General features: G+C 69.4%; 21 protein-coding genes. 10 read left to right on the forward strand and 11 right to left on the reverse strand.

The features are described 5' to 3' along the window. Nucleotide 1 precedes the first annotated feature (1 nt). A complete protein-coding gene (gene glgB / locus NKJ47_RS04540; protein WP_254460343.1) occupies nucleotides 2–2251 on the reverse strand; it encodes a 1,4-alpha-glucan branching protein GlgB in 2250 nt (749 codons plus the stop codon). Continuing rightward, entirely contained in the window at nucleotides 2248–3879 is a 1632-nt protein-coding gene (glgA, locus tag NKJ47_RS04545; protein ID WP_254460344.1) for a glycogen synthase GlgA, read from the reverse strand. Before glgA ends, glgB begins: the two co-directional genes overlap by 4 nt. A gap of 379 nt (nucleotides 3880–4258) precedes the next feature. Here glgA and NKJ47_RS04550 point away from each other — a divergent pair, with 379 nt between their 5' ends. Continuing rightward, on the forward strand, nucleotides 4259–4504 hold the full coding sequence (locus tag NKJ47_RS04550; protein ID WP_254460345.1) for a hypothetical protein: 246 nt from the start codon (nucleotides 4259–4261) through the stop codon (nucleotides 4502–4504). Between the two features lie 64 nt (nucleotides 4505–4568). Here the strand turns inward: NKJ47_RS04550 and NKJ47_RS04555 are convergent, their stop codons facing one another. Next, nucleotides 4569–4943 carry a response regulator gene (locus tag NKJ47_RS04555; protein WP_254460346.1) on the reverse strand — a complete coding sequence of 125 codons (375 nt, stop codon included), beginning with the start codon at nucleotides 4941–4943 and terminating at the stop codon, nucleotides 4569–4571. Between the two features lie 114 nt (nucleotides 4944–5057). On the opposite strand from NKJ47_RS04555, the gene NKJ47_RS04560 reads away from it, so the two are divergent. Further along, nucleotides 5058–6365: a two-component system sensor histidine kinase NtrB gene (locus tag NKJ47_RS04560; RefSeq protein WP_254460347.1), complete on the forward strand. Its 1308-nt coding sequence runs from the start codon at nucleotides 5058–5060 to the stop codon at nucleotides 6363–6365. A gap of 6 nt (nucleotides 6366–6371) precedes the next feature. Here NKJ47_RS04560 and NKJ47_RS04565 read toward each other — a convergent pair whose 3' ends face one another. Next, nucleotides 6372–6992, reverse strand: a complete 621-nt coding sequence (locus NKJ47_RS04565) for a cysteine hydrolase family protein (protein ID WP_254460348.1) — start codon at nucleotides 6990–6992, stop codon at nucleotides 6372–6374. A 298-nt stretch (nucleotides 6993–7290) separates the two neighbouring features. On the opposite strand from NKJ47_RS04565, the gene mdoH reads away from it, so the two are divergent. The 4 genes from mdoH to hemC all read left to right on the forward strand — a co-directional run bounded on the left by mdoH (nucleotide 7291) and on the right by hemC (nucleotide 11761). Further along, nucleotides 7291–9240: a glucans biosynthesis glucosyltransferase MdoH gene (gene mdoH / locus NKJ47_RS04570; protein WP_307548549.1), complete on the forward strand. Its 1950-nt coding sequence runs from the start codon at nucleotides 7291–7293 to the stop codon at nucleotides 9238–9240. Between the two features lie 39 nt (nucleotides 9241–9279). Next, nucleotides 9280–9945 carry an alpha/beta hydrolase gene (locus tag NKJ47_RS04575; RefSeq protein WP_254460349.1) on the forward strand — a complete coding sequence of 222 codons (666 nt, stop codon included), beginning with the start codon at nucleotides 9280–9282 and terminating at the stop codon, nucleotides 9943–9945. Nucleotides 9946–10047: 102 nt separating this feature from the next. Further along, on the forward strand, nucleotides 10048–10779 hold the full coding sequence (locus NKJ47_RS04580) for a LytR/AlgR family response regulator transcription factor (protein ID WP_254460350.1): 732 nt from the start codon (nucleotides 10048–10050) through the stop codon (nucleotides 10777–10779). Between the two features lie 58 nt (nucleotides 10780–10837). Continuing rightward, nucleotides 10838–11761 carry a hydroxymethylbilane synthase gene (hemC, locus tag NKJ47_RS04585; protein ID WP_254460351.1) on the forward strand — a complete coding sequence of 308 codons (924 nt, stop codon included), beginning with the start codon at nucleotides 10838–10840 and terminating at the stop codon, nucleotides 11759–11761. A 114-nt stretch (nucleotides 11762–11875) separates the two neighbouring features. Here the strand turns inward: hemC and NKJ47_RS04590 are convergent, their stop codons facing one another. Both NKJ47_RS04590 and NKJ47_RS04595 read right to left on the reverse strand, forming a co-directional pair. Next, nucleotides 11876–12289: an ester cyclase gene (locus NKJ47_RS04590; RefSeq protein ID WP_254460352.1), complete on the reverse strand. Its 414-nt coding sequence runs from the start codon at nucleotides 12287–12289 to the stop codon at nucleotides 11876–11878. Between the two features lie 388 nt (nucleotides 12290–12677). Then, nucleotides 12678–13472 carry a DUF481 domain-containing protein gene (locus tag NKJ47_RS04595; RefSeq protein WP_254460353.1) on the reverse strand — a complete coding sequence of 265 codons (795 nt, stop codon included), beginning with the start codon at nucleotides 13470–13472 and terminating at the stop codon, nucleotides 12678–12680. Nucleotides 13473–13654: 182 nt separating this feature from the next. Between NKJ47_RS04595 and NKJ47_RS04600 the strand changes: the two genes are divergently transcribed. Beyond that, complete coding sequence (locus tag NKJ47_RS04600; protein ID WP_010341069.1) at nucleotides 13655–14626, forward strand: helix-turn-helix transcriptional regulator; 972 nt, start codon at nucleotides 13655–13657, stop codon at nucleotides 14624–14626. A gap of 317 nt (nucleotides 14627–14943) precedes the next feature. Here NKJ47_RS04600 and NKJ47_RS04605 read toward each other — a convergent pair whose 3' ends face one another. The 3 genes from NKJ47_RS04605 to NKJ47_RS04615 all read right to left on the reverse strand — a co-directional run bounded on the left by NKJ47_RS04605 (nucleotide 14944) and on the right by NKJ47_RS04615 (nucleotide 16968). Then, complete coding sequence (locus NKJ47_RS04605) at nucleotides 14944–15369, reverse strand: winged helix-turn-helix transcriptional regulator (RefSeq protein ID WP_254460354.1); 426 nt, start codon at nucleotides 15367–15369, stop codon at nucleotides 14944–14946. Between the two features lie 262 nt (nucleotides 15370–15631). Beyond that, nucleotides 15632–16333, reverse strand: coding sequence for a hypothetical protein (locus NKJ47_RS04610; protein WP_254460355.1), 702 nt, complete (start codon nucleotides 16331–16333; stop codon nucleotides 15632–15634). Nucleotides 16334–16380: 47 nt separating this feature from the next. Continuing rightward, entirely contained in the window at nucleotides 16381–16968 is a 588-nt protein-coding gene (locus tag NKJ47_RS04615; protein ID WP_429002488.1) for a lipocalin family protein, read from the reverse strand. A 127-nt stretch (nucleotides 16969–17095) separates the two neighbouring features. Here NKJ47_RS04615 and NKJ47_RS04620 point away from each other — a divergent pair, with 127 nt between their 5' ends. Then, nucleotides 17096–17395 (forward strand): hypothetical protein, encoded by a 300-nt coding sequence (locus NKJ47_RS04620; RefSeq protein WP_254460356.1) that lies wholly within the window; start codon nucleotides 17096–17098, stop codon nucleotides 17393–17395. A gap of 68 nt (nucleotides 17396–17463) precedes the next feature. Further along, entirely contained in the window at nucleotides 17464–19569 is a 2106-nt protein-coding gene (locus NKJ47_RS04625; protein WP_254460357.1) for a prolyl oligopeptidase family serine peptidase, read from the forward strand. 135 nt (nucleotides 19570–19704) lie between these two features. On the opposite strand, the gene NKJ47_RS04630 is transcribed toward NKJ47_RS04625, so the two are convergent. Further along, nucleotides 19705–20199 carry a GNAT family N-acetyltransferase gene (locus tag NKJ47_RS04630; protein ID WP_254460358.1) on the reverse strand — a complete coding sequence of 165 codons (495 nt, stop codon included), beginning with the start codon at nucleotides 20197–20199 and terminating at the stop codon, nucleotides 19705–19707. A 25-nt stretch (nucleotides 20200–20224) separates the two neighbouring features. Then, nucleotides 20225–21436, reverse strand: coding sequence for a pyridoxal phosphate-dependent aminotransferase (locus tag NKJ47_RS04635; RefSeq protein ID WP_254460359.1), 1212 nt, complete (start codon nucleotides 21434–21436; stop codon nucleotides 20225–20227). Nucleotides 21437–21889: 453 nt separating this feature from the next. On the opposite strand from NKJ47_RS04635, the gene NKJ47_RS04640 reads away from it, so the two are divergent. Further along, nucleotides 21890–23980 carry a S9 family peptidase gene (locus NKJ47_RS04640; protein ID WP_254460360.1) on the forward strand — a complete coding sequence of 697 codons (2091 nt, stop codon included), beginning with the start codon at nucleotides 21890–21892 and terminating at the stop codon, nucleotides 23978–23980. The last annotated feature ends 395 nt before the right edge of the window (nucleotides 23981–24375 follow it).

Consider the following 24375-nt stretch of genomic DNA (forward strand, 5'->3'; position numbering starts at 1 on the left):
TTCAAAAGTCCGGTTGCAGCCAAAGGGTGGACAGCGGCGGCAGGGTCAGCGCCAACGATTGCGCATGCCCGTGCATCGGCTGCGGCAGGGTCGACAGCGCGCCGCCGTTGCCCTGGTTGGAACCGCCGTAGTAGCTGCTGTCGCTGTTGAGACGTTCGCGCCAGCGTCCGCCCCGCGGCACGCCCACGTGGTAACCGTGGTGGACGTTCGGGGTGAAATTGCTCACTGCCAGCAGCGGCGGCGTGTCGTCATCGCGGTCGTGGCGGACGAAGGCGAACACGCTGTTGTGGTGATCGTCGGCGATGCTCCATTCGAAGCCGTCGCTGCTGCGGTCGCTGCGGTACAGCGCCGGCGACGCGCGCAACTGCCGGTTGAGATCGGCGACCAGCCGGGCGACGCCACGGTGTTCGGGCTGCTGCGCCTGCACCCAGTCCAGCGGCCGCTCGTGGTCCCAGTCCTGCCACTGCCCGAATTCGCAGCCCATGAACAGCAACTTGCGCCCGGGATGGGCCCACATGAACGCCAGGTAGGCACGCAGGTTGGCGAAGCGCTGCCAGGCGTCGCCGGGCAGGCGCGCCAGCAGCGAGCCCCTGCCGTGCGCCACCTCGTCGTGCGACAGCGGCAGCACGAAATGCTCGGAGAACGCATACACCAGGCCGAAGGTCATCTCGCTGTGGTGGTGCTGCCGGTACAGCGGATCGCGCTGCAGGTAGCACAGGGTGTCGTGCGCCCAGCCCATGTTCCACTTGTGGCTGAATCCCAGCCCGCCCTGCGGTGTGGGCGCGGTGGCGCCTGGCCAGGCGGTGGATTCCTCGGCGATGGTGCGCACGCCTGGGAAACGCTGCGCGATCTCGTCGTTGAGGCGGCGCAGGAAGGCGATCGCCTCCAGGTTCTCGCGGCCGCCGTGCGCGTTGGGGATCCATTCGCCGGCAGGGCGGCCGTAGTCGCGGTACAGCATCGCCGCCACCGCATCCACGCGCAGGCCGTCGACATGGAAGCGCTCGATCCACTCCAGCGCGCTGCCGATCAGGTAGGCCACCACTTCCGGGCGCCCGTAGTTGTAGACCAGCGTGTTCCACTCGCGGTGCACGCCTTCGCGCGGGTCGGCGTGTTCGTACAGGGCGCTGCCGTCGAAGCGCTGCAGGCCGTGCGGGTCGTCGGGGAAGTGCGCGCCGACCCAGTCCAGCAGCACGCCGATCCCGGCCTGGTGGCAGGCGTCGACGAAGCGCGCGAAGCCGTCGGCATCGCCGTGCCGCGCGGTCGGCGCGTACAGACCCAGCGGCTGGTAGCCCCAGGAGCCGCCGAACGGATACTCGGCGATCGGCAGCAGCTCGATGTGGGTGAAGCCCAGTCCCTGCACGTAGGGGATCAAGTCCTGCGCCAGCGCGTCCCAGTGCAGCGGCTGGCCATCGCCGTCGTGGCGCCAGGAGCCGGCATGCAGCTCGTAGATGCTCAGCGGCTGCGCGCTGCCGGCCTGGGCCTCGCGCTGCGCCAGCCAGGCGGCATCGTTCCAGACGTGGCTGTCCGCGTACGGCACCACCGAGTGGGTGGACGGGGCGGGCGCGCTGCAGCGCCCCACCGGATCGGCCTTGCGCGGCAGCGTGCTGCCGTCGGCGGCCTGCAGTTCGTATTGATAATGTTCGCCGCCGTGCAGCCCGGGCACGAACAGTTCCCAGACCCCGGCCTCGGCATGCAGGCGCAGCGGATGCCGCCGCGCGTCCCAGCCATTGAAGTCGCCGACCAGGGCCACGCGCCTGGCCTGCGGCGCCCACACCGCGAAGCGCACGCCCTCCACCTCGCCGACGCGGGCGTGGTGCGCGCCCAGCGCGGTGCGCAGCGCGGCGCCATCGCCATCGGCCAGGTCCTGCAGCCAGGCCGGATCCAGCACCGGTCCGAAGGCGTAGGGGTCGTCGCATTCCTGCACGGCATCCGGCCACACGATGCGCAGCCGATAGCGCATGGGCTGCTTCAGTTCGCCTTCGAACACCCCTGCGGCCTGCGGATGCGCGCGCATCCGCGCCACCAGCTTGCCCTGCGCATCGAGCAGGCCCAGCGCCTCGGCGCCGGGCGCCAGCACGCGGACCCGGAGCGTGCCGTCGGCCTGCGCATGCGGGCCGAGCCAGGCGAAGGCATCGCCGGCCTCGCCGCGCGCCAGCGCCTGCAACGCAGGGCCGTCGCCGTCGTCCTCCGCCGCCGCCGTCGCCGGGTCCCGGCCTGCGGCCGGGTCCACGGCGTGTTCCTGTTCGCTCATGCGCTCGCCAATGCGCTCGCGGTGGCCGCTGCAGCGGTCGTCGACGCCAGCGGGACGCCGCCGGTTGCCGGCCGCGCCCCCGCGGTGCGCTCGTACAGCGCCATGTACTTGCGTCCGGCCAGTTCCCAGCCGCTGGGCCGCAGCATCGCCGCGCGGCGCATCGCCTGCAGCAGGCCGGGCAGGCGGAAGGTGCGGAACACCCGCTGCAGGCAGCGGCGCAGGCCGTCGGCCGAAGCCTCCTCGAACAGGAAGCCGGTGACGCCGTCGTCCACGGTGTCGATCAGGCCGCCGGTGGCATGGGCGATCGGCAGGCTGCCGAAGCGCTGGGCGTACATCTGGCTGAGCCCGCAGGGCTCGAAGCGCGAGGGCATCAGCAGGAAGTCGGAGCCGGCGAACATGCGCCGCGCCAGCCGCTCCTCGAAGCCGATGTGCGCGCCGACATGGCCGGGGTAGCGCCGCGCCAGCGCCGCCACCGCCTGCTCGATCTGCGGCTCGCCGCCGCCGATGATCACGATCTGGCCGCCGGCGGCGACGATCTGCGGCGCCACTTCGCAGATCAGGTCCAGGCCCTTCTGGTGCACCAGCCGGGAGACCACCGCGAACAGCGGACCGTCGCTGTCGAGCAGGCCGAACGCCTGGCGCACCTGCGCCGCGTTCTCGCGCTTGCCCTGGATCTGGCCGACGCCGAAGTGCACGGGCAGGTGCGCGTCGGTGCGCGGGTCCCAACTGGCGTCGATGCCGTTGACGATGCCGCTGAGGCGGCCGCTGGCGGCGCGTCGTGCCAGCAGCGCGTCCAGGCCGCAGCCCTGCGCCGGGCCGGTGATCTGCGCCGCGTAGCTGACGCTGACCGTGTTGATGTGGTCGGCGTGGACGATGCCCGCGCGCAGGAACGACATCTGCCCGTAGAACTCCAGGTCCTGCAGGCCCTCGGCGGGGATGCCCAGGGCGCCGGCCATCGCATACGGAAACAGCCCCTGGTAGGCCAGGTTGTGGATGGTCAGCAGGCACGGCGTGCGGCCGCCGGACCAGCGCACGTAGGCGGCGGCCAGCGAGCACGGCCAGTCGTTGAGGTGCAGCAGTTCCGGGGTCCAGTCCAGCCCGGCCTGGCCGCCGGCGATCCGTGCGGCGGCATGGGACAGGGTGGCGAAGCGCAACGCGTTGTCTTCCCAGTCGCGGCCTTCGCTGCACACGTAGGGCGAACCCTGCCGCTCGAACAACTGCGGGCACAGCAGCACGTACACGCACAGGCCGTCCGGACGCTCGGCCCGGCCCAGCGCGCAGTCCGGCAGGCCGGCGTGCGCGGCGACGCGGCCGACAATCTCCAGCGGTCCGGTGGTGCGCAGCACCGACGGATAGCCGGGGATCAGCACGCGGACGTCGCAGCTGCCGCGCAGCGCGCGTGGCAGCGCCGCGGCGACGTCGCCGAGCCCGCCGGCCTTGATGAAGTCGGCCATCTCGGAGGTCACGAACAGGCTGGTACGGCGCGGCGCCGGGTTCAGCTTGACGGTGACCTCGGCATTGCGGACGAAGCGGCCGCGCGCGTCGCGGTAGCGACGGCGCGGCGCATGCAGCACCGGATGGGTATCGCGTTGTCTGTCGGTCAGGTCGGCGGGGGTGGGGGGCGACATGGCGGTTCCGTCTGGGGAGGGGGAGGACGGGGCACTCGGAAAGCGACTGCCGCCGCGCGTCCTGCGGGCGCGCGACGTGAAGCAAGAAAAGAGGCACAGCAGCGTCGAAACGGAACAGCGATGTTGCAATGCGATAATGCAGGAGCAAAGTACGAATGGCGCGATAAAAAACGCGTGAAGCGCACGCTTGTCTACACCGCGATGGCGAGCGCGGCGCATAGTGGATTTGGCGAACGGTCAGGTGCCGCGTGCGTGCCGCGCGCCGCAGGCGCCAATGAATGGTTTAGCTTCCGTCGCCGACGCGTGCTGCGCCCCTTGCGCGGCCGTGGCGGCGGCCTCCGTTGTGCGAGCTTCATGCGGGCTATGGTGCAGTGTGCTCATGACAGTCCTGAAACCGCAAATGCGCCGTGAGCTGGACGGCTTCGTCCTCGACGGGCTGCTGCGCGCGTGCCCGGATGGGGTGCTGGAGCCGCAGATCCGGATCACCGGCGACGATGGCGTGGTGCGGGGCCGGCACGCGTTCGATGGGGTGTATTTCCGTGACGAGCACGCTGGCGCCTACTTCGTCGCCGAGCGCCTGGCGGCGATCCGTTCGGCGCGGTACGGAAAGCTGGTCTTCGCCTGATCCGCAGGCCGGACCCGCAGCGGGCGCGATCGCCACGGCGACGCGCGGTGGCGCAGCGCGCTGCTCAGGGCCCGGCCTGCAGGCGGTCCAATGCCGCCAGCAGGTCGGTGCGGCGGTACGGCTTGGGCAGGAAGCCGGTCCGCTCCGGCAGCATCCAGGGTTCCGGCGCGTGCGTGCCCGAGGTCAGCAGGGCGGGAATGACGATGCCGCGGCGGCGCAATTTGCGCACCATGGTCAGGCCGTCGCAGCGGGGCATCTGCACGTCGCTGAAGATCAGCTCCACCTCCGGGTGCCGCTCCAGGACCTCCAGCGCGTCCTGCGCGCTCGCGGCCGACAGGACCCGGTATCCATCGGCCGCCAGCATGGTGGCGGCCAATTCCCGGATCATCTGGTCGTCCTCCACCAGAAGAATGGCGGTGGAGGCGGAGGTGACGCGCATGATTCTGGTATCGCTTTATAGACAATCCACGTCAGCTTCACGATTCATCGGTGAAGCGCTGGTGACGTCCGGACAATCCCGATATTCTCGTCATCATTCACTGCGAGACGCAGCTTGACCACGCACGCCCACTATCGGCAGATCGTCGAGCTCTCCCACGACTGCATCAAGGAAATCGGCCGCGACGGCATCGTGCGCTCGATCAATCCGCACGGCCTCGCCCTGCTTGGCGTCACCGACCCCGCCGACATCGTCGGCCACCCCTGGGCCGAGCTGTGGCCGGAGGACATGCGCTCACTGACCCAGGCCGCCTTCGCCGCGGCGCTGGGCAACGAGCAGCGCGAATTCTGGGCGCAGCGCGCGTCGCTGGACGGCCGGCAGCGCTGGTGGCATGTGATGGTCAGTCCGCTGGCCAATGCCTCGGCCCGGGTCGAAAGCGTGCTGGTGATCAGCCGCGACGTCACCCAGCAGCGCCAGGTCGAGCAGGCCCTGCGCGCGCTGAGCGACCTCGCCCCGGTCGAGAGCGCGGACGACGCGATGGGGGCCGCCGATGCCGCAGCGCTGGGGCGCCGCTGGCAGGTCGAGCATTCGCAATTGCGCGGGCAACTGGACATCGCCCTGGCCGCGCAGCGCGTGGCCGAGCGCGCGATGATCCAGGCGCAGAAGGGCGAGGCGATTGGACAGATGCTCGCCGGCGTGGTTCACGACTTCAACAACATGCTGCATACCGCGATCACCTCGGTGAGCATGGTCGCCGACCATCCGCAGCGGCTGCAGCCGGACCAGCGCCGGCTGCTCGCCATCGCCGGCGAGGCGTTGCAGCACGGCGCGGGCATGACCCGGCGGCTGCTGGGCTTCGCCCGCGCGCATCCGGTCAAGCCGGCCTGGCTGGACCTGAACGCGTTGGTGTCGCAGATGCAGCCGTTGCTGGCGCAGGCGCTGGGCGGCGAGATGCGCCTGCAGCTGGCGGCCTGCACCGAAGTGGCGACGACCTATGCCGACCGCAGCGCGGTCGAGCAGGCGGTGATGAACCTGGCCTTGAATGCGCGCGACGCCAGCCGCCCCGGCGATGCGGTGACGATCCGCTGCGGCGCGCTGGAGGTGCCGCCGTCGCGCGCGGCGGCGATGCGCCAGCCCGGCCGCTACGCGACCCTGGCGGTCAGTGACCAGGGCGAGGGCATGTCCGACGCGGTCAAGTCGCGCTTGTTCGAGGCGTACTTCACCACCAAGCCCGAGGGCAAGGGCACCGGCCTGGGCCTTGCCCAGGTCTACGGCCTGGTGCGCCAGGCCGGCGGTTTCGTCGACGTCGAATCGGAGCTGGGCCGCGGCACCACCATCACCCTGGCGTTTCCGTTCGTGCCGCGGCCGTTGAGCGACGAGGGCGAGGATGCCGACACAATGTCGGTGCCGGCGTCCGACTAGCGCCGTTCATCCGCCTGCGCGCGCCGGCAGCCGGTCGCTGATGCGCACCGCGAATGCCTCGCGCAGCACCTGCAGTGCCCGTTGCTGGCGTCCGGCATTCAGCGCCGCGCAGCACGACGGCGGCACCTGTACCTGGAAATCGCGCATGCGCGCGTCGATCGCGGTGGCCAGCACGCAGGCATCGGTGGCGATGCCGGTGACCAGCAGGCGCGTGGTCTGCAGCCGCGCCAGCAGCACGGCCAGGGCCGAGCCGAGGACGGCGGAATGCTTGGGCTTGAGCACGTAGTCGTCCTGCGGGCGTGGCGCCAGGCAGGCGGCGATGCGCGCGCCGCGCTGCGGCGGATCGGCGCACAGCGTCCACAGGCCTGCGAAATCGGTACGCCAGTCGGCGAAGTTGTCGTTGGCGAACAGCACCGGCCAGCCGTGGCGATGGACGCGCGCGCGGAGCTGGGCGATGCGCTCGGCCACCGGCAGCGCCGCAGCGGCCAGCCGTGCGCCGTCGGGGAAGTCGAAACGGCTGATCATGTCCACGATCGGCAGCGTCGGCGGTCCGTGCGGCACCGCCTGCCGCGCCTGCCGAGCCTGTCGCCGCTGGGTGCCGGTGCGTCGCCGGGTGGGCTGGCGCATGCGTCGCTCCTCCATTGCCGGACTGGCCTCGTGGTCGGCGCCGGGGGTGAAACGCGGGTGAAGGCGGTATCGCTGAACGGATCGGCCGGCGCCACCGTGGCGGCGCCGGTGGCGGCCTTCTCGAAAGCTTACTATTTAGGGTTTAGAGTGACGGGCGTCTTTGCCCGCCGACAGGAGAGCACGTGGTATCAGCTGGCGAACATAACCAGGCGCGCGTGGCCGCGACGGCATCCGCCGTACCGTCCCCGCGCGGCACCTCCCGATGGCGCTGCGGCGCCGGACGCGATCGGCGGATCGCATGAGCGCGGTCGCCCCCACGCCCGCCATGCCCGTCGATGCCCCACTGGATGCCGGTCAGTCCGTCCTGCCGCCCGAAGCGCCGCTGGCCATGCCGCTGCAGTCGCTGCAGCAGGGCAAGCTGCGCAACAAGCGCCTGCCCAGCACCCCGACGGGGATCGGCTGGCGGCGCTTCTACGTGTTCGGCACCACCGCGGCGATGACCGCCTACGCCAGCTGGCTGATCGGCAAGGTGCTGCTGATCGGTGGCGTGAGCGTGCTCGAAGCCTGCCTGATGGTGCTGTTCATCCCGTTGTTCGCCTGGATCGCCTTGTCCTTCGTCAGCGCGCTGGCCGGTTTCTTCACCCTGGTGTTCGGCAAGGGCCGCAAGCTCGGCATCGATCCGGATGCGCCGCTGCCGCAGGTGCGCAACCGCACCGCGCTGCTGATGCCCACCTACAACGAGGATCCGCACCGGCTGATGGCCGGGCTGCAGGCGATCTACGAGTCGGTAGAGGGCACCGGCCAGATCGAGCGTTTCGATTTCTTCATCCTCAGCGACACCACGCGCCCGGCGATCGGCGCGGAAGAAGAGAAGGTGTACGCCCAACTGGTGGAGCGCGTCGGCGCCCAGGGCCGGCTGTTCTACCGGCGCCGCGCCAGCAATGCCGGGCGCAAGGCCGGCAACATCGCCGACTGGGTGCGCCGCTTCGGCGGCGCCTATCCGCAGATGCTGATCCTCGACGCCGACAGCCTGATGACCGGCGACAGCATCGTGCGCCTGGCCGCCGGCATGGAAGCCAATCCCGACGTCGGCCTGATCCAGACCCTGCCGGAAGTGGTCAACGGCAACACCCTGTTCGCGCGCATGCAGCAGTTCGGCGGCCGCGTCTACGGTCCGGTGATCGCCTTCGGCGTGGCCTGGTGGCACGGCGCGGAGAGCAACTACTGGGGCCACAACGCGATGATCCGCACCGCGGCCTTCGCCGCGCAGGCCGGCCTGCCGTCGCTGCCCGGGCGCAAGCCGTTCTGCGGCCACGTGCTCAGCCACGACTTCGTCGAAGCGGCGCTGATGCGCCGCGGCGGCTGGGCCATCCACATGGTGCCGTACCTGCAGGGCAGCTACGAGGAAGGCCCGCCGACGCTGACCGACCTGCTGGTGCGCGACCGCCGCTGGTGCCAGGGCAACCTGCAGCACTCCAAGGTGGTGCGCGCGCGCGGCCTGCACTGGGTCAGCCGCATGCACATGCTGATCGGCATCGGCCATTACTTCACTGCGCCGATGTGGGGCATGCTGATGCTGATCGGCATCGCCATTCCGCTGCAGAACGGCGGTTTCGACCTGGTCGCCTCGGTGATCTCGCCGTTCTCGCCGGCGCGCTACTGGCACCAGCAGGACTCCACGCGGGTGTTCTGGGTGTTCGCGGTGACCATGTTCGTGTTGCTGGCGCCCAAGGTGATGGGGTACTTCGCGATGCTGCTCAAGCCCGGCGAACGCCGCGGCTGCGGTGGTGGGCTGCGCGCCTTCGTGAGCATGCTGCTGGAAACGCTGCTGGCCGCGCTGATGGCGCCGGTGGTGATGTACGTGCAGTCGCGCGGCGTCGCCGAGGTGCTGGCCGGCAAGGACTCGGGCTGGGACGCGCAGCAGCGCGACGACGGCCGCATCTCGTGGTCGGCGCTGTTGCGCAGCTACGGCGGACTGAGCGCGTTCGGCCTGCTGATGGGCGGCATGGCCTACGCCGTGTCGCCGTCGCTGGCGGCGTGGATGGCGCCGGTGGTGATCGGCATGGCGCTGGCGGTGCCGGTGGTGGCGATCAGTTCCTCGCGCGCCGCCGGCCTGTGGTTGCGCAAGTTGCGCATCCTCGCCATTCCCGAGGAGTCGCAGGCGCCGGCGGTGCTGCTGCGCGCCGCGGAACTGCGCCGCGAAGCCGCCGCGCGCCGGGCCGAGGCCGAGGCGCAGGCCCAGGGCTGACGCCGGCATACTATCCGGCCTCATCCATCGGGAACCGACATGCTGGAGACAGTGGAACACGAGACCGGCGCCGCGCCGCGCTGGACCGTCCTGTGGCTGCACGGCCTGGGCGCCGACGGCCACGACTTCGCGCCGCTGGTGCCTGAGCTGGTGCGGCCGCACTGGCCGGCCCTGCGCTTCGTCTTCCCGCACGCGCCGGTGCGGGCGGTGACGGTCAACAACGGCGTGCGCATGCGCGCCTGGTACGACATCGTCAGCATGGACTTCTCCAACCGCGCCGACAGCGCCGGCGTCGCCGAATCGGTGGCCCAGGTCGAGGAACTGATCGCGCGCGAGGACGCGCGCGGCGTGCCGCCCGAGCGCCTGCTGCTGGCCGGCTTCTCCCAGGGCGGCGCGATCACCCTGGCCGCCGGCCTGCGCCGCGAACGGCCGCTGGCCGGCCTGATCGGCCTGTCCACCTATCTGCCGGAACTGGAGAGCGTCGCCCGCTGGCATGTCCCGGCGGCGCTGACGCAGCCGCTGTTCATGGCCCATGGCCAGGCCGACCCGGTGATCCCGCAGCCCTATGCCGAGCGCACCGCACAGGCCCTGCAGGCGCTGGGCATGCCGGTGCAGTGGCGGCGCTACCCGATGGCGCACCAGGTCTGCGCCGAGGAAATCGCCGACCTGGGCGACTGGATGGACGCCTGCATCGCCGGCGCCTGAGGGTGGCGGCCGCGTGGCGGCATGGTGCGATGCCCATGGCGGGCGCCCGGAACCGGGGCTAGTATCGGCCGCAGCGCACGCCAGCCGAGCGAGGAGACCTGGGTGAAGGTGTTGATCGCCGACGACGAGCCCCTGGCGCGCGAACGCCTGCGCACGCTGTTGGCCGCGCATGCCGGGGTGGAAGTGGTGGCCGAAGCCGACAACGGCATGGAAGCGCTGCACGCCTGTGCCGCCGCGCAGCCGGACCTGGTGCTGCTGGACATCGCCATGCCCGGTCTCGACGGGCTGGAGGCCGCCCGCCACCTGGCCACCTTCGAACCGCGCCCGGCCGTGGTGTTCTGCACCGCCTACGATGCGCATGCGCTGTCCGCGTTCGAGGCGGCGGCGATCGACTACCTGATGAAGCCGGTGCGTGCCGAGCGCCTGGCCGCGGCCCTGCAACGCGCCCGCACCTTCATGGCCGGGCGCGGCAGCGGCGCGGCCGCCGCGCCGGCGCCGCAGCGCCGCAGCCACCTGTGCGCGCGCCTGCGCGGCAGCCTGCGGCTGATCCCGGTCGACGACATCCACTACCTGCAGGCCGAGGAAAAATACGTGGTGGTGCACCACGCCCGCGGCGAGGACCTGATCGAGGAATCGCTGCGCGCGCTGGAGGAGGAGTTCGCCGAGCGCTTCGTGCGCATCCACCGCAACTGCCTGGTCGCGCGCCACGAACTGGTGGAGCTGCGCCGGCTCGGCGAGGGCCAGGTGCAGGCGGTACTGCGCCATGGCAAGCAGCCGCTGGAGGTCAGCCGGCGCTGTGTGGCGCAGTTGCGCAAGGAGATCCACCAGCGCTGACCCCGCCCGGGCCACGCGGCGGCAGCGGCGGACGGCGGCTTTCCGCGATAATGCGCGCATGAAGATCCTGCGCATCGCTACCCGCAAGAGTCCGCTCGCCCTGTGGCAGAGCGAGCATGTCGCCGCCTGCCTGCGCCGCGCGCATCCGCACCTGGACGTGGTGCTGGTGCCGATGAGTACCCGCGGCGACGAAGTCCTGGACCGCTCGCTGGCGGCGATCGGCGGCAAGGGCCTGTTCCTGAAGGAGCTGGAACTGGCGATGCTGCGCGGCGAGGCCGATTGCGCGGTGCATTCGCTCAAGGACGTGCCGATGGAGCTGGACCGGCCGTTCGTGCTGCCGGCGATCCTGCCGCGCGCCGATCCGGCCGATGCGCTGATCTCCAACCTCTATGCCTCGCTGGACGCGCTGCCGCTGGGCGCGCGCGTCGGCACCTCCTCGCTGCGGCGGCAGGCGCAACTGCGCGCGCGGCGCCCGGACCTGGAACTGCTGGACCTGCGCGGCAACGTCAACACGCGCCTGGCCAAGCTCGACAACGGCGGCTACGACGCCATCGTGCTGGCCTGCGCCGGCCTGCAACGGCTGGGCCTGGACGGACGCATCACCCAGCGCCTGCAGGCGCCGGACTGGCTGCCGGCCCCGGCGCAGGGCGCGATCGCGGTGGAATGCCGCGAGGACGCCGGTGCCGCGCGGGCGCTGTTCGCCGCGCTCGACGACGCGCCGACCCGCACCTGCGTGGAGGCGGAGCGGGCGATGAACCGCGCCCTGCACGGCAGCTGCCACGTGCCGGTGGCCGCTTTCGCGCAGTGGCGCGGCGAGGAGCTGCTGCTACAGGGCCTGGTCGGCGGCGTCGCCGACGGGCGCCTGGTGCGGGCGGAGCTGCAGCGCAGCGCCCGCGAGCCGGAGGCGCTGGGCCAGGCCGTGGCCGCGGCCCTGCTCGGCGCCGGCGCGCGCGAGCTGCTGGATGTCGAGCTGCCGGTCTGACGGCGGCAGGCAGTGGGCGTGTAATCCCGTAGGAGCGGCTTCAGCGGCGACAAGCCTTCCCGGGAAAGCCCGTCGCGGCTGCAGCCGCTCCTACAGCAGCTACCGCAGGGTCGACTAACCGCGCTGCAAGCCAGCGAGTACCGTCGGCAGGTTGTTGAGGCCCCAATGCTCGACATAGCGACCGTCCTCGACCCGGACGATGTCGATCACGTCGATGCTGACCATCTTTCCAGTCGGTTCCACCCCGAACAGCGTCCCTGTATGCCTGCCCGACACGGTCTTGCGGGTCGTCACCTTGCCACCCTCGGCGACCTGGTCGTGAATCGTCACCGTCAATCCGGCCAATGCGGGCCGGAGAATGTCATGGAAGGTACTCCACATGCTCTCGCTTCCTGCAGGAGCGCCGGGCGGGGCGGATCGATTGACGAACCCCGGCGCCATCAGCGCCTCGAACGCGGTGCGATCACCGCCTTCGATCACCTCTTTGTTGAAGCGGCGTACCACCGTCTTTGGATCGGATACGGTCATCACAGCCTCCGTTTCGGGCACAGCTATACACCTACTGGGCATCTGAAGATCGCGGGGAGGCAGCGCCTCTGTCCCGATTGAACATCCTTCAAAAGATACGGCCGGTGAACGCCTCCCATCGGTCTGGGGTGTTCACAATCGGCCTCTTTGCCGAGGAGGGCTGGCAGCTCGAGCAGCGGGACCGTCACGCCTTAGGCATGGCGTGCCCTGGGGTGGATCGCGGCGCTCGACTGTCACCGATGAGGCCGTGCCTGGCGGAATGCGTCACAGCGCGACGTGGTGGCGTGCGGCGACGGCGGCGAAACCGTACGGCGACCGGCACCGCCATGTCGCCAAACCCGGGATTCCTGCCTTTACCGATCCCGACTCCCGAATCCCCACTCCCGGCTCACTTGAACTTGTAGACCAGGTTCATCGTGGTCAAGGTATCGGTCTTCTTCTTGTCGTCGCTGACGTCGCTGTTGTAGCGCGCCTGCCAGCCGGCCTTCAGTGCCAGCCGCTCGTTCATGCTCACCGAGATGCCCAGGTCGTTCTGCGCGAAGGTGTTGTACGCGCCCGATTCGATCAGCAGGGTGTTGCCCAGATCGGTGTTCTTGGTCAGGCCGTACTTGAAGTCGACCAGGCCGCGGCCGATCAGGCCGGTCTCGGTACGGTCCTCGACCACATCGTGGGCGCGGCGCACGCCGGGACCGATCTGCACGTCCAGACTGCGGTGATCGCCGTCCATGATCCGGGTGCCGTAGCCGATGCCGATCGTCGCCAGGCGGTCGTAGGTGGCGAAGTCGTCGCGCTCGTAGCGCAGCGAGGCGGTCAGCTGGCGGTGTTCGCCGAGCTGCAGCGCGCTGCCGGCGCTGCCGGTGTAGCGGTTGGAGGTGGTCTGGCGCTTGCGCGTGGTGGTGCCGTCCGGATTGGTGTCGGTGTACTCGGCGCTGGCATGCAGGGCGAGCAGGTCCAGGCTGTGGATCCAGTCGCCGTCCACGTACTGGCCCTTGAGCCGGCCGTTGAGGCTTTCGTTGGTGCTGTTGCCGTGCGAGGAGGCGAAGCCGAGTTCGCCCGATCCGCTCCACGGCGAACTGGCCGGGTCCGTGGCCGCCGGCGAGGTCGCGACGTCGGCGGCCCAGGCCGGGGACGTGCTCAGCAGCAGCAAAGCGATGGCGGATACGTGGGTGGCGCGGCGGGACATGGCTTCTCTCCGGGGATGAGGACGCAGCCTTCGGCTAACGAAATGGAAACGATTTCATCATACCGGATCCACATGACACCCTGGCCGGCCGCCGGCGCCGGCTTCATCGACGGTTCGGGCGCGCCGCAGGTGGCCACGCCGGGCAGGCGTTTTCCGCCCGCGACTCAGACATAATCGGGGACATGGACCGCTACGAACGCATCAACGCACTGCACCGCCTGCTCAAGTCCGCGCGCTACCCGGTGACGGTGGCGCGGCTGCAGGACGAACTGGGCTGCTCCCGCGCCACCGTCTATCGCGATCTGGCCTTCCTGCGCGATGCGCTGATGGCACCGGTCGAGGGCGACGGCGAGGCCGGCTTCCGCTACGAGTCCGGGGAGAGCGACCGCTTCGAGTTGCCGGGGCTGTGGCTGAGTTCGGAGGAACTGCACGCGCTGCTGGCCTCGCAGCAGTTGCTGGCGCGGACCGGCGGCGGCGTCCTGTCCTCGGTGCTGGCGCCGCTGCAGCAGCGCATCGAGAGCCTGCTCGCGGCCCAGGCCGGGGCGACCCATTGGCCGGTGGAGCGGGTGCGGGTGATCCCGCACCGCGGCCGCAAGCTCGACGAAGCCAGTTTCCGCACCGTCGCCTCGGCGGTGCTGGAGCGCAAGCGCCTGTCCTTCGACTACCGGGCCCGCTCCACCGACGAATCGACCAAGCGCACGGTGTCGCCGCAGCGCATCACCCACTACCGCGACAATTGGTACCTGGACGCCTGGGACCATGGCCGCGACGCGGTGCGCAGCTTCGCGGTGGACCGCATCAACCATGCGCGCCTGCTCGACCAGCCGGCGCAGGACGTGGCCGACGCCGAACTGGATTCGCAGCTGGCGGCCAGCTACGGCATCTTCTCCGGCGCGCCCAAGGGCTGGGCCACCATCGTGTTCAGCCCCAAGGCGGCGCGCTGGGTCGCCGACGAGCACTGGCATTCCAAGCAGCAGGGCCGGTTCCTGGCCGACGGCCGCTACGAGCTGAAGGTGCCCTACAGCGTCTCGCGCGAACTGCTGATGGACGTGCTGCACTACGGCTCGGACGCGGAGATCGTCGAGCCGCGCTCGCTGCGCGAACAGGCCAAGGCGCTGCTGTCGCTGGCGCTGAGCAACTACAGCGACGATTGAAGCGACGATCGAGACGCCACTGCGCGCGACGCGATTTCCGTAGGAGCGGCTTCAGGGAGCTCTAGCGATGGAAGGTAACCTGTAGGAGCAGTTTCAGCCGCGACGGGCATTCCCGGGTAACGTGCGTCGCGGCTGAAGCCGCTCCTACGAGTGAGCGGCCCACGCGTTCGCCACCGCGTCGCCGCCGCGGCGTGCATCGCCTGATGCTGCAGCAATCCCTGGCCCGTGCGACGCAACGGCTGTCGTAGGAGCGGCTTCAGCCGCGACCGGCGCATTGCCGCACCATGCCCGTCGCAGATTCTGCTGGATGTGGACGCCTACGCCGCATCCAGCGGCGCGCCGCCGCCCAGGATCACGCCGATGTTGCGCTCGATCCAGTCCACCAGTGCGTGCACGTGGGCAGCGGCTTCCTCGCCGAGCGGGGTCAGGTCGTATTCCACGTGCGGCGGCACCACCGGGTAGGCGGTGCGCTGCACCAGGCCGTCCGCCTCCAGCGCCTGCAGGGTTTGCGACAGCATCTTCTCGCTGACCCCTTCCAGGCTGCGGCGCAGGTCGCCGAAGCGGTGGGTGCCCTTGCGCAGGGCCACCAGCACCAGCACGCCCCAGCGGCTGGTGACATGGCTGAGCACTGCGCGGGACGGGCAGTTCTGCGCGAACACCTGGCCGCGCAGCAGGGTCGCGTCCGCGCAGCCGCGCGGCGCTTCGTCGAGGGGTTCGGAGAGGACGCTGGCCAAGCGGTGCACCTGTCTGTGGGGGAGGGCGCCCCCGATCATACGGGCCGCGCCGGGCGGTTCGCTGAGCGAAGGATGATCGGGACGTCGGTGGCAGCCACGCCGGCGCGCGATGGCGTGGCGGCGCTGGGCGGTGGCAGACGCGCGACGATGCGGATCGAACGGCGTCTGGGTATCGGCGGGTGCGCCGGCTTGGCGCAGCGCGAGCCGCCCTTGTAATTAAAACCTGTCTTTTTAATCTTAATTTTTCAGCTAAGGCCTGAAATCTATTATCTCATTTGGCAGAAAACGTTAAGCTGTGGCGGCCTCGTGCTTGCTGGGTTTCATGTTTCTTAAGTTTAAATCCATGTTGACTGAACATGTTATCAAGCTCGCAGACGGTAAAGGCCCGCTGCTGGAACGTTATGGTTATGGGCGGACCTGAGATGCCGCGTTGAAGGAAGGATAGGGTGACGTCGAACAAGAACGGATGGTTGTTGCGCTTCGTATATCGAGACACTACTAACCAGGTGTTTTCAAAAAGCCTGACTTCGCACTTCTGATTGAAGTAGCCGCTATCTAGTATGCTTGCATTATCATATGCATCCAACCACAAAGTGGTTTCATGGCTGCCATTGAGAACGCTCGCAATGGACTCGGCTGCGCTAAGGACATCACGGTCCTTCAGCAGGTACGCCGTAACGCAGCCAGGAATCAATACCCGGCCAAATATTTTTTTGAAAGGCAAGCTGCGGATATCGGCTTGGACGGCAAAAATGGATCTTGGATATTCGGTGCTTTTGAAGACATTCGCGTCGAGATCAACGATGACGCTAGGCTTGCTACGCAGTGAGCGGATCAGATCAAAATAACTTCCAATCCAAAGGCACTCTGTCTCGCTTGTCTCGTTTCTTACATGAGGATCAATTTCAACGAGATGGCTGGAATAAGTTGAATAATACGCTACGAGTAGGTCTGTAGCGACGTTGGCAATCATTGGTTTTTCAGAACCCTGCTCTTAAAGGTAACCTATCCGGGCGTTGCCTAGGGCTTGTTCGGCACTTCGAAGCCGAGCTTGCCGACCTGGTCGCGGCGCTGCGCCACGCGCTTGAGCTTGTCGATATTGACCCCGTACTGGTGGTCCAGCTTGTCCACCAGTTCGCGGTATTGCTTGTAGCTCATGTTCGGCGAGCGCGCCAACACCCAGGCCAGGTCGCGGCCGGGGTAGTCGATCAGCGCCCAGGAATAGTCCGGCGCCACTTCCAGGATGCGGTACTTGGTCGGCACCACGGCGAAGAACCAGGTGGTCCAGCGGCGATTGCCGGTGCCTTCCTTGACCGTGGCGCGCGAGGTGATCTCCTTGACCGGTTCGTCGAAGCCCTCGCGGTACTGGTAGCGCACCGCGATCTTGCCGTCGTCCTTGAGGGTGTACTCGTCGCTGCTGGCGACGTGGCCGCGCTCGGCGAAGTAGGGCACATGGGCGATGACGTACCAGCGGCCCATGAAGCGCTGCAGGTCGATCGGCGGCTGCGCCGGTTCATGTTCGGGGTCCAGCGACTTGGCGCGGGCCGTCGGCAACGGGACGGCCATGCCCAGCAGCAGCACGGAGGCGAACAGGGAAAGCAGGCGCATAGACAAGGTTCCGGGGCGAAGGGCGAACGCTGGTCAAGTATGCGCGAGCGCCATGTCAATGATGCGTCGCAGCCCCTGAGATGTCGCGGCGGCACGCTGCGCGCCTCGACCTCCAGGAGCCGCCGTCATGCCGATCGTTCCGTCCTCCCCGCGTCCCCACGTCCCGCACCCGGGCCTGCGCCGCCTGCTGCGCCAGGCGATCCTGGCCGGGCTGGCCCTGGTCCTGGTGTGGCCGGCCGCGCGCGGCCACAGCGAATGGCTGGGCTGGCGGCCGCTGTGGCTGCTGGGCATGCCGTTGAGCGCCTGGTGGGCCTTGCACCGCTTCCCGCTGCCGCCGCTGCGCCGCCTGTGGGGGCAGTGGCGGGCCCGGCCACGGGCGCAGGCGCGGCGACGCGGACCCGCAGTGCGCTCCGCGCGTCCGGCCTGACCTTCGGCAGGGGAGGCCGGCAATTGGCGCGTGCTAGGGTGCGGCGCTGTCCTTCCCGGATCCGACCCATGTCCCCACTCGCACACGCCTGCCTGCTCGCCGGCCTGCTCACCGCCGGCACCGCCGCGGCCAAGGAAACCGCGATGCCCCAAGACCCCTATGCCTGGCTCGAAGACGTCACCGGCGCCAAGGCGCTGGACTGGGTCAAGGCGCAGAACGCCAAGACCGAGGCGCGGCTGGCCGATACCCCCGCCTTCAAGGCCCGCGAGGCCGGCATCCGCGAGGTGCTGGACTCCGACGCCAAGATCCCGGCCGTCCAGAAGATCGGCCCGTACTACTACAACCTGTGGAAGGACCGCGCGCACGAGCGCGGCCTGTGGCGCCGCACCACGCTCGAGGAGTACCGCAAGCCCGAGCCGAAGTGGGAGACGGTGCTGGACCTGGACGCGCTGAACAAGGCCGAGGGCGAGAACTGGGTGTGGCACGGCGCCAACTGCCTGCGCCCGGAGTACCGCCGCTGCCTGATCGCGCTGTCGCGCGGCGGCGCCGACGCCGATGTCACCCGCGAGTTCGACCTGGACAGCAAGCAGTGGATCAAGGACGGCTTCTTCCGTCCCGAGGCCAAGGGCGGGCTGAGCTGGATCGATGCCGACACCGTGTACCTGTACACCGACTTCGGCCCCGGCTCGCTGACCAGCTCCGGCTACCCGCGCATCGTCAAGCAGTGGAAGCGCGGCACCCCGATGAGCAGCGCCACGCTGGTCTACGAGGGCAAGCCGGACGACATGTACATCGCCGCGATGCACGACGACACGCCCGGCTACGAGCGCGACTTCGTCAGCCGCACGCTGGCCTTCTACAACGACGAGATGTACCTGCGCGGTGCCGACGGCCGCCTGACCAAGATCGACGTGCCCAACTCGGCCAACAAGGGCGTGCACCGCCAGTGGCTGACGCTGGAGCTGCGCGATCCGTGGACGGTGGGTGGCACGACCTACCCGGCCGGCGCGCTGCTGGTGACCAAGTTCGACGACTTCATGGCCGGCAAGCGCGACTTCCAGGTGCTGTTCACGCCGACCGAGACCGCGTCGCTGGCGTCCTTCGCCTGGACCAAGTCGCGGCTGGTGCTGAACGTGCTCGACGACGTCAAGAGCCGGCTGTGGGTGTTGACCCCGGGCGAGGGCGCGTGGGCGCGCGCGCCGTTCCCGGTCGGCGACCTGGCCTTCGGCAGCACCAGCGTCGATGCGGTCGATGCCGACGAGAACGACCAGGTGTGGCTGACCTCCACCGACTTCCTGACCCCGACCACGCTGATGCTGGCCGACGTGCAGCGCGGGCCGCAGAGCATCGAGACGCTGAAGGCGATGCCGAGCTTCTTCGATGCGTCCAAGGACGAAATCGAGCAGCACTTCGCCGTGTCCAAGGACGGCACCAAGGTCCCGTACTTCCTGGTCCGGCCCAAGCAGCTCAAGGCCGACGGCAGCGCGCCGACCCTGCTGTACGCCTACGGTGGCTTCGAGATCTCGATGACCCCGTTCTACTCGGGCAGCCTCGGCCGCGCCTGGCTCGACCAGGGCGGCGTGTACGCGCTGGCCAACATCCGCGGCGGCGGCGAGTACGGCCCGCGCTGGCACCAGGCGGCGCTGAAGCAGAACCGGCACAAGGCCTACGAGGACATGGCGGCGGTGGCGCAGGATCTGGTCGCGCGCAAGATCACCTCCGCCAAGCACCTGGGCGTGCAGGGCGGCAGCAACGGCGGGCTGATGGCCGGCAACATGCTGATGCAGTACCCGCAGTTGTTCGGCGCGGTGGTGGTGCAGGTGCCGCTGCTGGACATGAAGCGCTACAGCCACCTGCTGGCCGGCGCCTCGTGGATGGCCGAGTACGGCAACCCGGACACCGACGACTGGAAGTTCATCCAGACCTTCTCGCCGTACCACCTGTTCGACCCGAAGAAGACCTATCCGCCGGTGATCTTCCTGACCTCCACCCGCGACGACCGCGTGCACCCGGGCCATGCGCGGAAGATGGCGGCGAAGATGATCGACGCCGGCAAGGACGTGACCTACTACGAGAACATCGAAGGCGGTCATGGCGGGGCGGCCAACAACGCGCAGGCGGCGCACATGCAGGCGCTGGCCTACAGCTTCCTGTGGGAGCGCTTGTCCAAGTGAGGCGTGCGGTCGGGGCGCGGATCGCGACCTGGCCCAGCGTGCGTCAGTGCACGCTCGAGCCGGCGCGCAACGCGGTGCGTCGCGAGCGCGCCGGCACTGCCCGCGTTCTCGTCCTGGTCTTGCCGCCGCGGCTGCTCAGGCTCCGCCGGCCAACGGCTTGACCAGGACCAGCGACCGGACGTCGTAGCCAAGTGCTTCGTACACGTGCAGCGCATGCGTGTTGAAGGCCCAGACGTTCAGGCGCATTTCGACACCGCCGCGTCGCGCCACCCACTCGTGCGCCCGCTGCATCAGCGCCGGGCCGATGCCCCGGCCCCGATGGCGTCGGGTGATGCCCACGCTGCCCACCCGGCCGAAGCGCATGGGCTGCAGCAGCGAGTGCGATTCGGTGACGATGCTGACCGTGACGAAACCGACGAGCACGCCCTGCGCTTCGGCAACGATGGTGGTGGCATCGTCCCGGCCGATGCTGCTGTGCCAGTGGGCCGCGTCGCGGTCCGCGGCGCCCGCGCCGGCGAAGATGTGGGGAAACGCCTCATGGTGGAGCGCATTCACTTCTTCGCCTAGCGCGCAGATCGCACCGAGATCGGAGTCGATGGCTTCGCGATAGGTCGGGATGAAGGGCTCCATGGGCTTTTCGGTGCCGCAGGCCGCCTCAGCGCGTCCAGCGCGCCAGCCCGCGCGCGATCCGCGCCACCGCTTCCTGCAGGCGCGGCAGGCTCTGGGTGTAGGCGATGCGCACATGCTGGCGGGCGCGGTGACGGCCGAAATCCACGCCCGGGGTGAACGCAACGTACTCGGTTTCCAGGAAGTGCGCGCAGAACGCCTGCGCATCGTCGGTGAACCCGGACACGTCGGCATACAGGTAGAACGCGCCCTGCGGTTCGACCTCGATGCGGAAGCCGAGCGCGCGCAGTGCCGGCAACAGGTAGTCGCGGCGCTGCGCGAACTCGGCGCGGCGCGTTTCCAGGATCTGCCGCGTTTCCGGCAGGAAGCAGGCCAGCGCTGCGTGCTGGGCGATGCTGGAGGCGCTGATGTACAGGTTCTGCGCCAGCTTCTCCAGCGACGGCACCGCCGCGCGCGGCGCCACCAGCCAGCCCAGGCGCCAGCCGGTCATGCCGAAGTACTTGGAGAAACTGTTGAGCACGTAGGCCGCGTCGTCGACCTCGAGTACGCTGGGCGCGTCGATGCCGTAGCTGAGGCCGTGATAGATCTCGTCCACCACCAGGTGCCCGCCGCGCGCGTGCAGCGTCTGCGACAGCGCGGCCAGTTCGGCGCGCGCGAGCACGGTGCCGGTGGGGTTGGCCGGCGAGGCCACCAGGGCGCCGACGCTGTCCGCGTTCCAGTGCCGCTGCAGCAGGTCCGGGGTCAGTTGGTAGCGGCTGTCCGGGCCGACCGGTACCAGTTGCGCGGCGCCTTCGACCAGGCGCAGGAAGTGGCGGTTGCACGGGTAGCCGGGGTCGGCCATCAGCCAGTGGCGGCCGGGATCGACCAGCAGGGCGCTGGCCAGCAGCAGCGCGCCGGAGCCGCCGGGGGTGATCAGGATGCGCGCCGGATCCAGGTCGACGTCGTGGCGCTGCCGGTAATAGTCCGCCAACGCCTGGCGCAGGGCGGGCAGGCCGCGCGCGGCGGTGTAGCGGGTGTGGCCGGCGTTCAGCGCGGCCTGGCCGGCGGCGACGATCGGTGCGGCGGTGGTGAAGTCCGGCTCGCCGATCTCCAGGTGGATCACGTCGTGGCCGGCGTGCTCCAGGTCGTTGGCGCGGGCCAGCAGCGCCATGACGTGGAACGGTTCGATCTCGCGGCTGCGCTGGCTGTAGCGGGGCGCGGTGGGCGAGGCGCTGAGGGTGTCGCCGGGAAGGGAGGCCATGTCGCCGATGATAGAGGAGCGCGCTTTCGCGCGTGTTAGCGATGTCGGGTGGACCACGAAGCGGTTGTGCGATGGCGGTACCGTGTGTGCGCTTGCTCTTGGGCTGAGTGGGCGGTGGATCACGCTGCGCGCGGCCGCGCGGCGAGTGAGGCGCGGCTGCCAGAGCGGTTATCGGTCGCGCCAAGGCGCTGTCCGCCGCGCAGGCGAAGACCTCCCCCCGCCATGCCGGCTTCGCGCCGCGCACGGCAACCGCCCTTCTCTTCGAGATGCATCGCCGGCTCCGGAGAGCCTTGGCGCGCTTGCCACGGCGCAGCGTTGCAGGGAGACTCGGCCAGCACTGCGCGGCGTCCGCCCGCTGCCGCCGCCCGGCCCGGGTGGCGTCCCGTTGCGTTACCGCCGCCGGAGCCCCATTAGATGCCCCACCGTCCCTTGCTAGCGAGCTTCGTCCTGCTCATGACCGCCTCCTTCGCTTCCTCCGCCTCCGCCGCCGCGGCCACCCCGCCGCATCCGGCCAAGCAGCCGCATGCGGTCAAGGCGCCGTTCGGCGCCGTTCGCCAGGACGCCTACTACTGGCTGCGCGACGACACGCGCAAGAACCCGCAGATGCTGGCCTATCTCAATGCCGAGAACGCCTATGCCGACCAGGTGCTGAAGCCGCTCAAGCCGCTGGAAGACCGGCTGTACGAGGAGATCGTCGGCCGCATCAAGCAGGACGACAGCAGCGTGCCGTACCGCGAGCGCGGCTACTGGTACTACACCCGCTACGAGAGCGGCAAGGACTACCCGATCCAGGCGCGCCGCAAGGGCAGCATGGAGGCGCCGGAGGAGATCCTGCTCGACGTCAACGCCATGGCCGCCGGCAAGGGCTACTTCAGCGTCGGCGACGCGGCGGTCAGCCAGGACAACCGCCTCCTGGCCTGGACCGAGGACGACGTGGGCCGCCGCCAGTACGTGGTGCGCTTCAAGAACCTGGACACCGGCGAGGTCTACGCCGACCGCATTCCCGGGGTGTCGCCGGACGTGGTCTGGGCCGACGACAACAAGACCCTGTTCTACGTCGAGAACGACCCGGAGACGCTGTTGACGGTGCGGGTCAAGAAGCATGTGCTGGGCACCCCGGCGGCGCAGGACACGCTGGTCTACGAGGAGAAGGACGACAGTTTCTACATGGGCGTGGGCCGCACCCGCGACGACAAGTACATCGTCATCGGCGTGGAGAGCACGGTGTCCTCCGAGCAGCGCTACGCGCCGGCCGCCGATCCGCAGCGCTTCACCGTGCTGGCGCCGCGCGAGCGCGACGTCGAGTACCAAGCCGACCACTTCGACGGCCGTTGGGTGATCCGCACCAACTGGAAGGCCAAGAACTACGCGCTGATGACCGCGCCCGACGGCGCCACCGCGCGCAGCCAGTGGCAGAGCTGGCTGCCCTACGACGACAAGGTGTTCATCGACGGCTTCGAGCTGTTCGACGGCTTCACCGCCATCGCCGAGCGCTCCGACGGACTGGAGCGGATCCGCCTGCATTTCGCCGACGGCAAGGAGGAGTACGTCAAGGCCGACGAGCCGGCGTATTCGATGGGCCTGTCGATCAATCCCGAGCCGGATACGCCGTGGCTGCGCTACAGCTATACCTCGCTGACTACCCCGGCCACCACCTACGAACTCAACACCCGCACCGGCGAGCGCAAGCTGCTCAAGCAGCAGCCGGTGATCGGCTACGACGCCAGCCGGTACCAGACCGAACGCGTGTGGGTGACCGCGCGCGACGGGGTCAAGGTGCCGGTGTCGCTGGTCTACAAGAAGGGCTTCAAGAAGGACGGCAGCGCCGCGCTGTACCAGTACGCCTACGGCAGCTACGGCATGTCCACCGATCCGGCGTTCAACCTGCCGGTGGTGAGCCTGCTCGACCGCGGCGTGGTCTACGCCATCGCGCACATCCGCGGCGGCCAGGAAATGGGCCGCGACTGGTACGACCAGGGCAAGCTGCTGCACAAGAAGAACACCTTCACCGACTTCATCGACGTCACCCGCGGGCTGGTGCAGCAGGGCTACGCCGCCCCGGACCGGGTCGCCGCGGCCGGCGGCAGCGCCGGCGGCCTGCTGATGGGCGCGGTGGCGAACATGGCGCCCAAGGACTACCGCGTGCTGGTGGCGCAGGTGCCGTTCGTGGACGTGGTCACCACCATGCTCGACCCGAGCATCCCGCTGACCACCAACGAGTACGACGAGTGGGGCAATCCCGAGCAGAAGGCGTACTACGACTACATGCTCAGCTACTCGCCCTACGACAACGTCGCCCGCCAGGCCTATCCGGCGATGTACATCGGCACCGGCCTGTGGGACTCGCAGGTGCAGTACTGGGAGCCGGCCAAATGGGTGGCCAAGCTGCGCGAGTACGACACCGGCAGCCAGCCGATCGTGTTCCGGGTCAACATGGAAGCCGGCCACGGCGGCAAGTCCGGGCGCTTCCGCCGCTACCGCGAAATGGCCGAGTCCTATGCGTTCATGCTGGACCAGCTGGGCGTGGAGTCACCGGTCAAGTGAGTGCGGTGCGCGTCGGCTGGCCTGCAGGCCGGCCGATGTGCAGGTGGGCAGGCTGGCGTGAAGCCTGCTTGTCCCAATCGTCGGATGGCGGATGGCGGATGGCGGATGGCCTGTGGCTTCACGCGTCGCGGCTGAAGCCGCTCCCACAGTGAGCATTGCGGCCGGGTCGGTGCTGAAGGTGCGATGGCCCGATGCGCCATGACATGCGGCAGCGCGGACGGTTTGGCGACGCCTTGCGGGAGGGACTTCAGTCCCGACCGCGCGGAGGTCGGATAAGCCGGAGGCTTCGATCGTCGCGGCTGAAGCCGCTCCTACAGCGGGCGGAACGCTCGATCACCGCGCGAGAGCAGGCAGTCGCGCTGGTGGCCTGGTCACTCCTTGTGGGAGGGACTTCA

This window comes from Xanthomonas sacchari, assembly GCF_024266585.1.
GTDB classification, from domain to species: Bacteria; Pseudomonadota; Gammaproteobacteria; order Xanthomonadales; family Xanthomonadaceae; genus Xanthomonas_A; species Xanthomonas_A sacchari_C.

Coding starts and splice junctions, on each gene's coding strand:
- glgB (WP_254460343.1), bottom strand. CDS start 2,251: ATGAGCGAACAGGAACACGCCGTGGACCCGGCCGCAGGCCGGGACCCG.
- glgA (WP_254460344.1), bottom strand. CDS start 3,879: ATGTCGCCCCCCACCCCCGCCGACCTGACCGACAGACAACGCGATACC.
- NKJ47_RS04550 (WP_254460345.1), top strand. CDS start 4,259: ATGACAGTCCTGAAACCGCAAATGCGCCGTGAGCTGGACGGCTTCGTC.
- NKJ47_RS04555 (WP_254460346.1), bottom strand. CDS start 4,943: ATGCGCGTCACCTCCGCCTCCACCGCCATTCTTCTGGTGGAGGACGAC.
- NKJ47_RS04565 (WP_254460348.1), bottom strand. CDS start 6,992: ATGCGCCAGCCCACCCGGCGACGCACCGGCACCCAGCGGCGACAGGCT.
- mdoH (WP_307548549.1), top strand. CDS start 7,291: ATGAGCGCGGTCGCCCCCACGCCCGCCATGCCCGTCGATGCCCCACTG.
- NKJ47_RS04575 (WP_254460349.1), top strand. CDS start 9,280: ATGCTGGAGACAGTGGAACACGAGACCGGCGCCGCGCCGCGCTGGACC.
- hemC (WP_254460351.1), top strand. CDS start 10,838: ATGAAGATCCTGCGCATCGCTACCCGCAAGAGTCCGCTCGCCCTGTGG.
- NKJ47_RS04590 (WP_254460352.1), bottom strand. CDS start 12,289: ATGACCGTATCCGATCCAAAGACGGTGGTACGCCGCTTCAACAAAGAG.
- NKJ47_RS04595 (WP_254460353.1), bottom strand. CDS start 13,472: ATGTCCCGCCGCGCCACCCACGTATCCGCCATCGCTTTGCTGCTGCTG.
- NKJ47_RS04600 (WP_010341069.1), top strand. CDS start 13,655: ATGGACCGCTACGAACGCATCAACGCACTGCACCGCCTGCTCAAGTCC.
- NKJ47_RS04610 (WP_254460355.1), bottom strand. CDS start 16,333: ATGATTGCCAACGTCGCTACAGACCTACTCGTAGCGTATTATTCAACT.
- NKJ47_RS04615 (WP_429002488.1), bottom strand. CDS start 16,968: ATGCGCCTGCTTTCCCTGTTCGCCTCCGTGCTGCTGCTGGGCATGGCC.
- NKJ47_RS04620 (WP_254460356.1), top strand. CDS start 17,096: ATGCCGATCGTTCCGTCCTCCCCGCGTCCCCACGTCCCGCACCCGGGC.
- NKJ47_RS04625 (WP_254460357.1), top strand. CDS start 17,464: ATGTCCCCACTCGCACACGCCTGCCTGCTCGCCGGCCTGCTCACCGCC.
- NKJ47_RS04630 (WP_254460358.1), bottom strand. CDS start 20,199: ATGGAGCCCTTCATCCCGACCTATCGCGAAGCCATCGACTCCGATCTC.
- NKJ47_RS04635 (WP_254460359.1), bottom strand. CDS start 21,436: ATGGCCTCCCTTCCCGGCGACACCCTCAGCGCCTCGCCCACCGCGCCC.
- NKJ47_RS04640 (WP_254460360.1), top strand. CDS start 21,890: ATGACCGCCTCCTTCGCTTCCTCCGCCTCCGCCGCCGCGGCCACCCCG.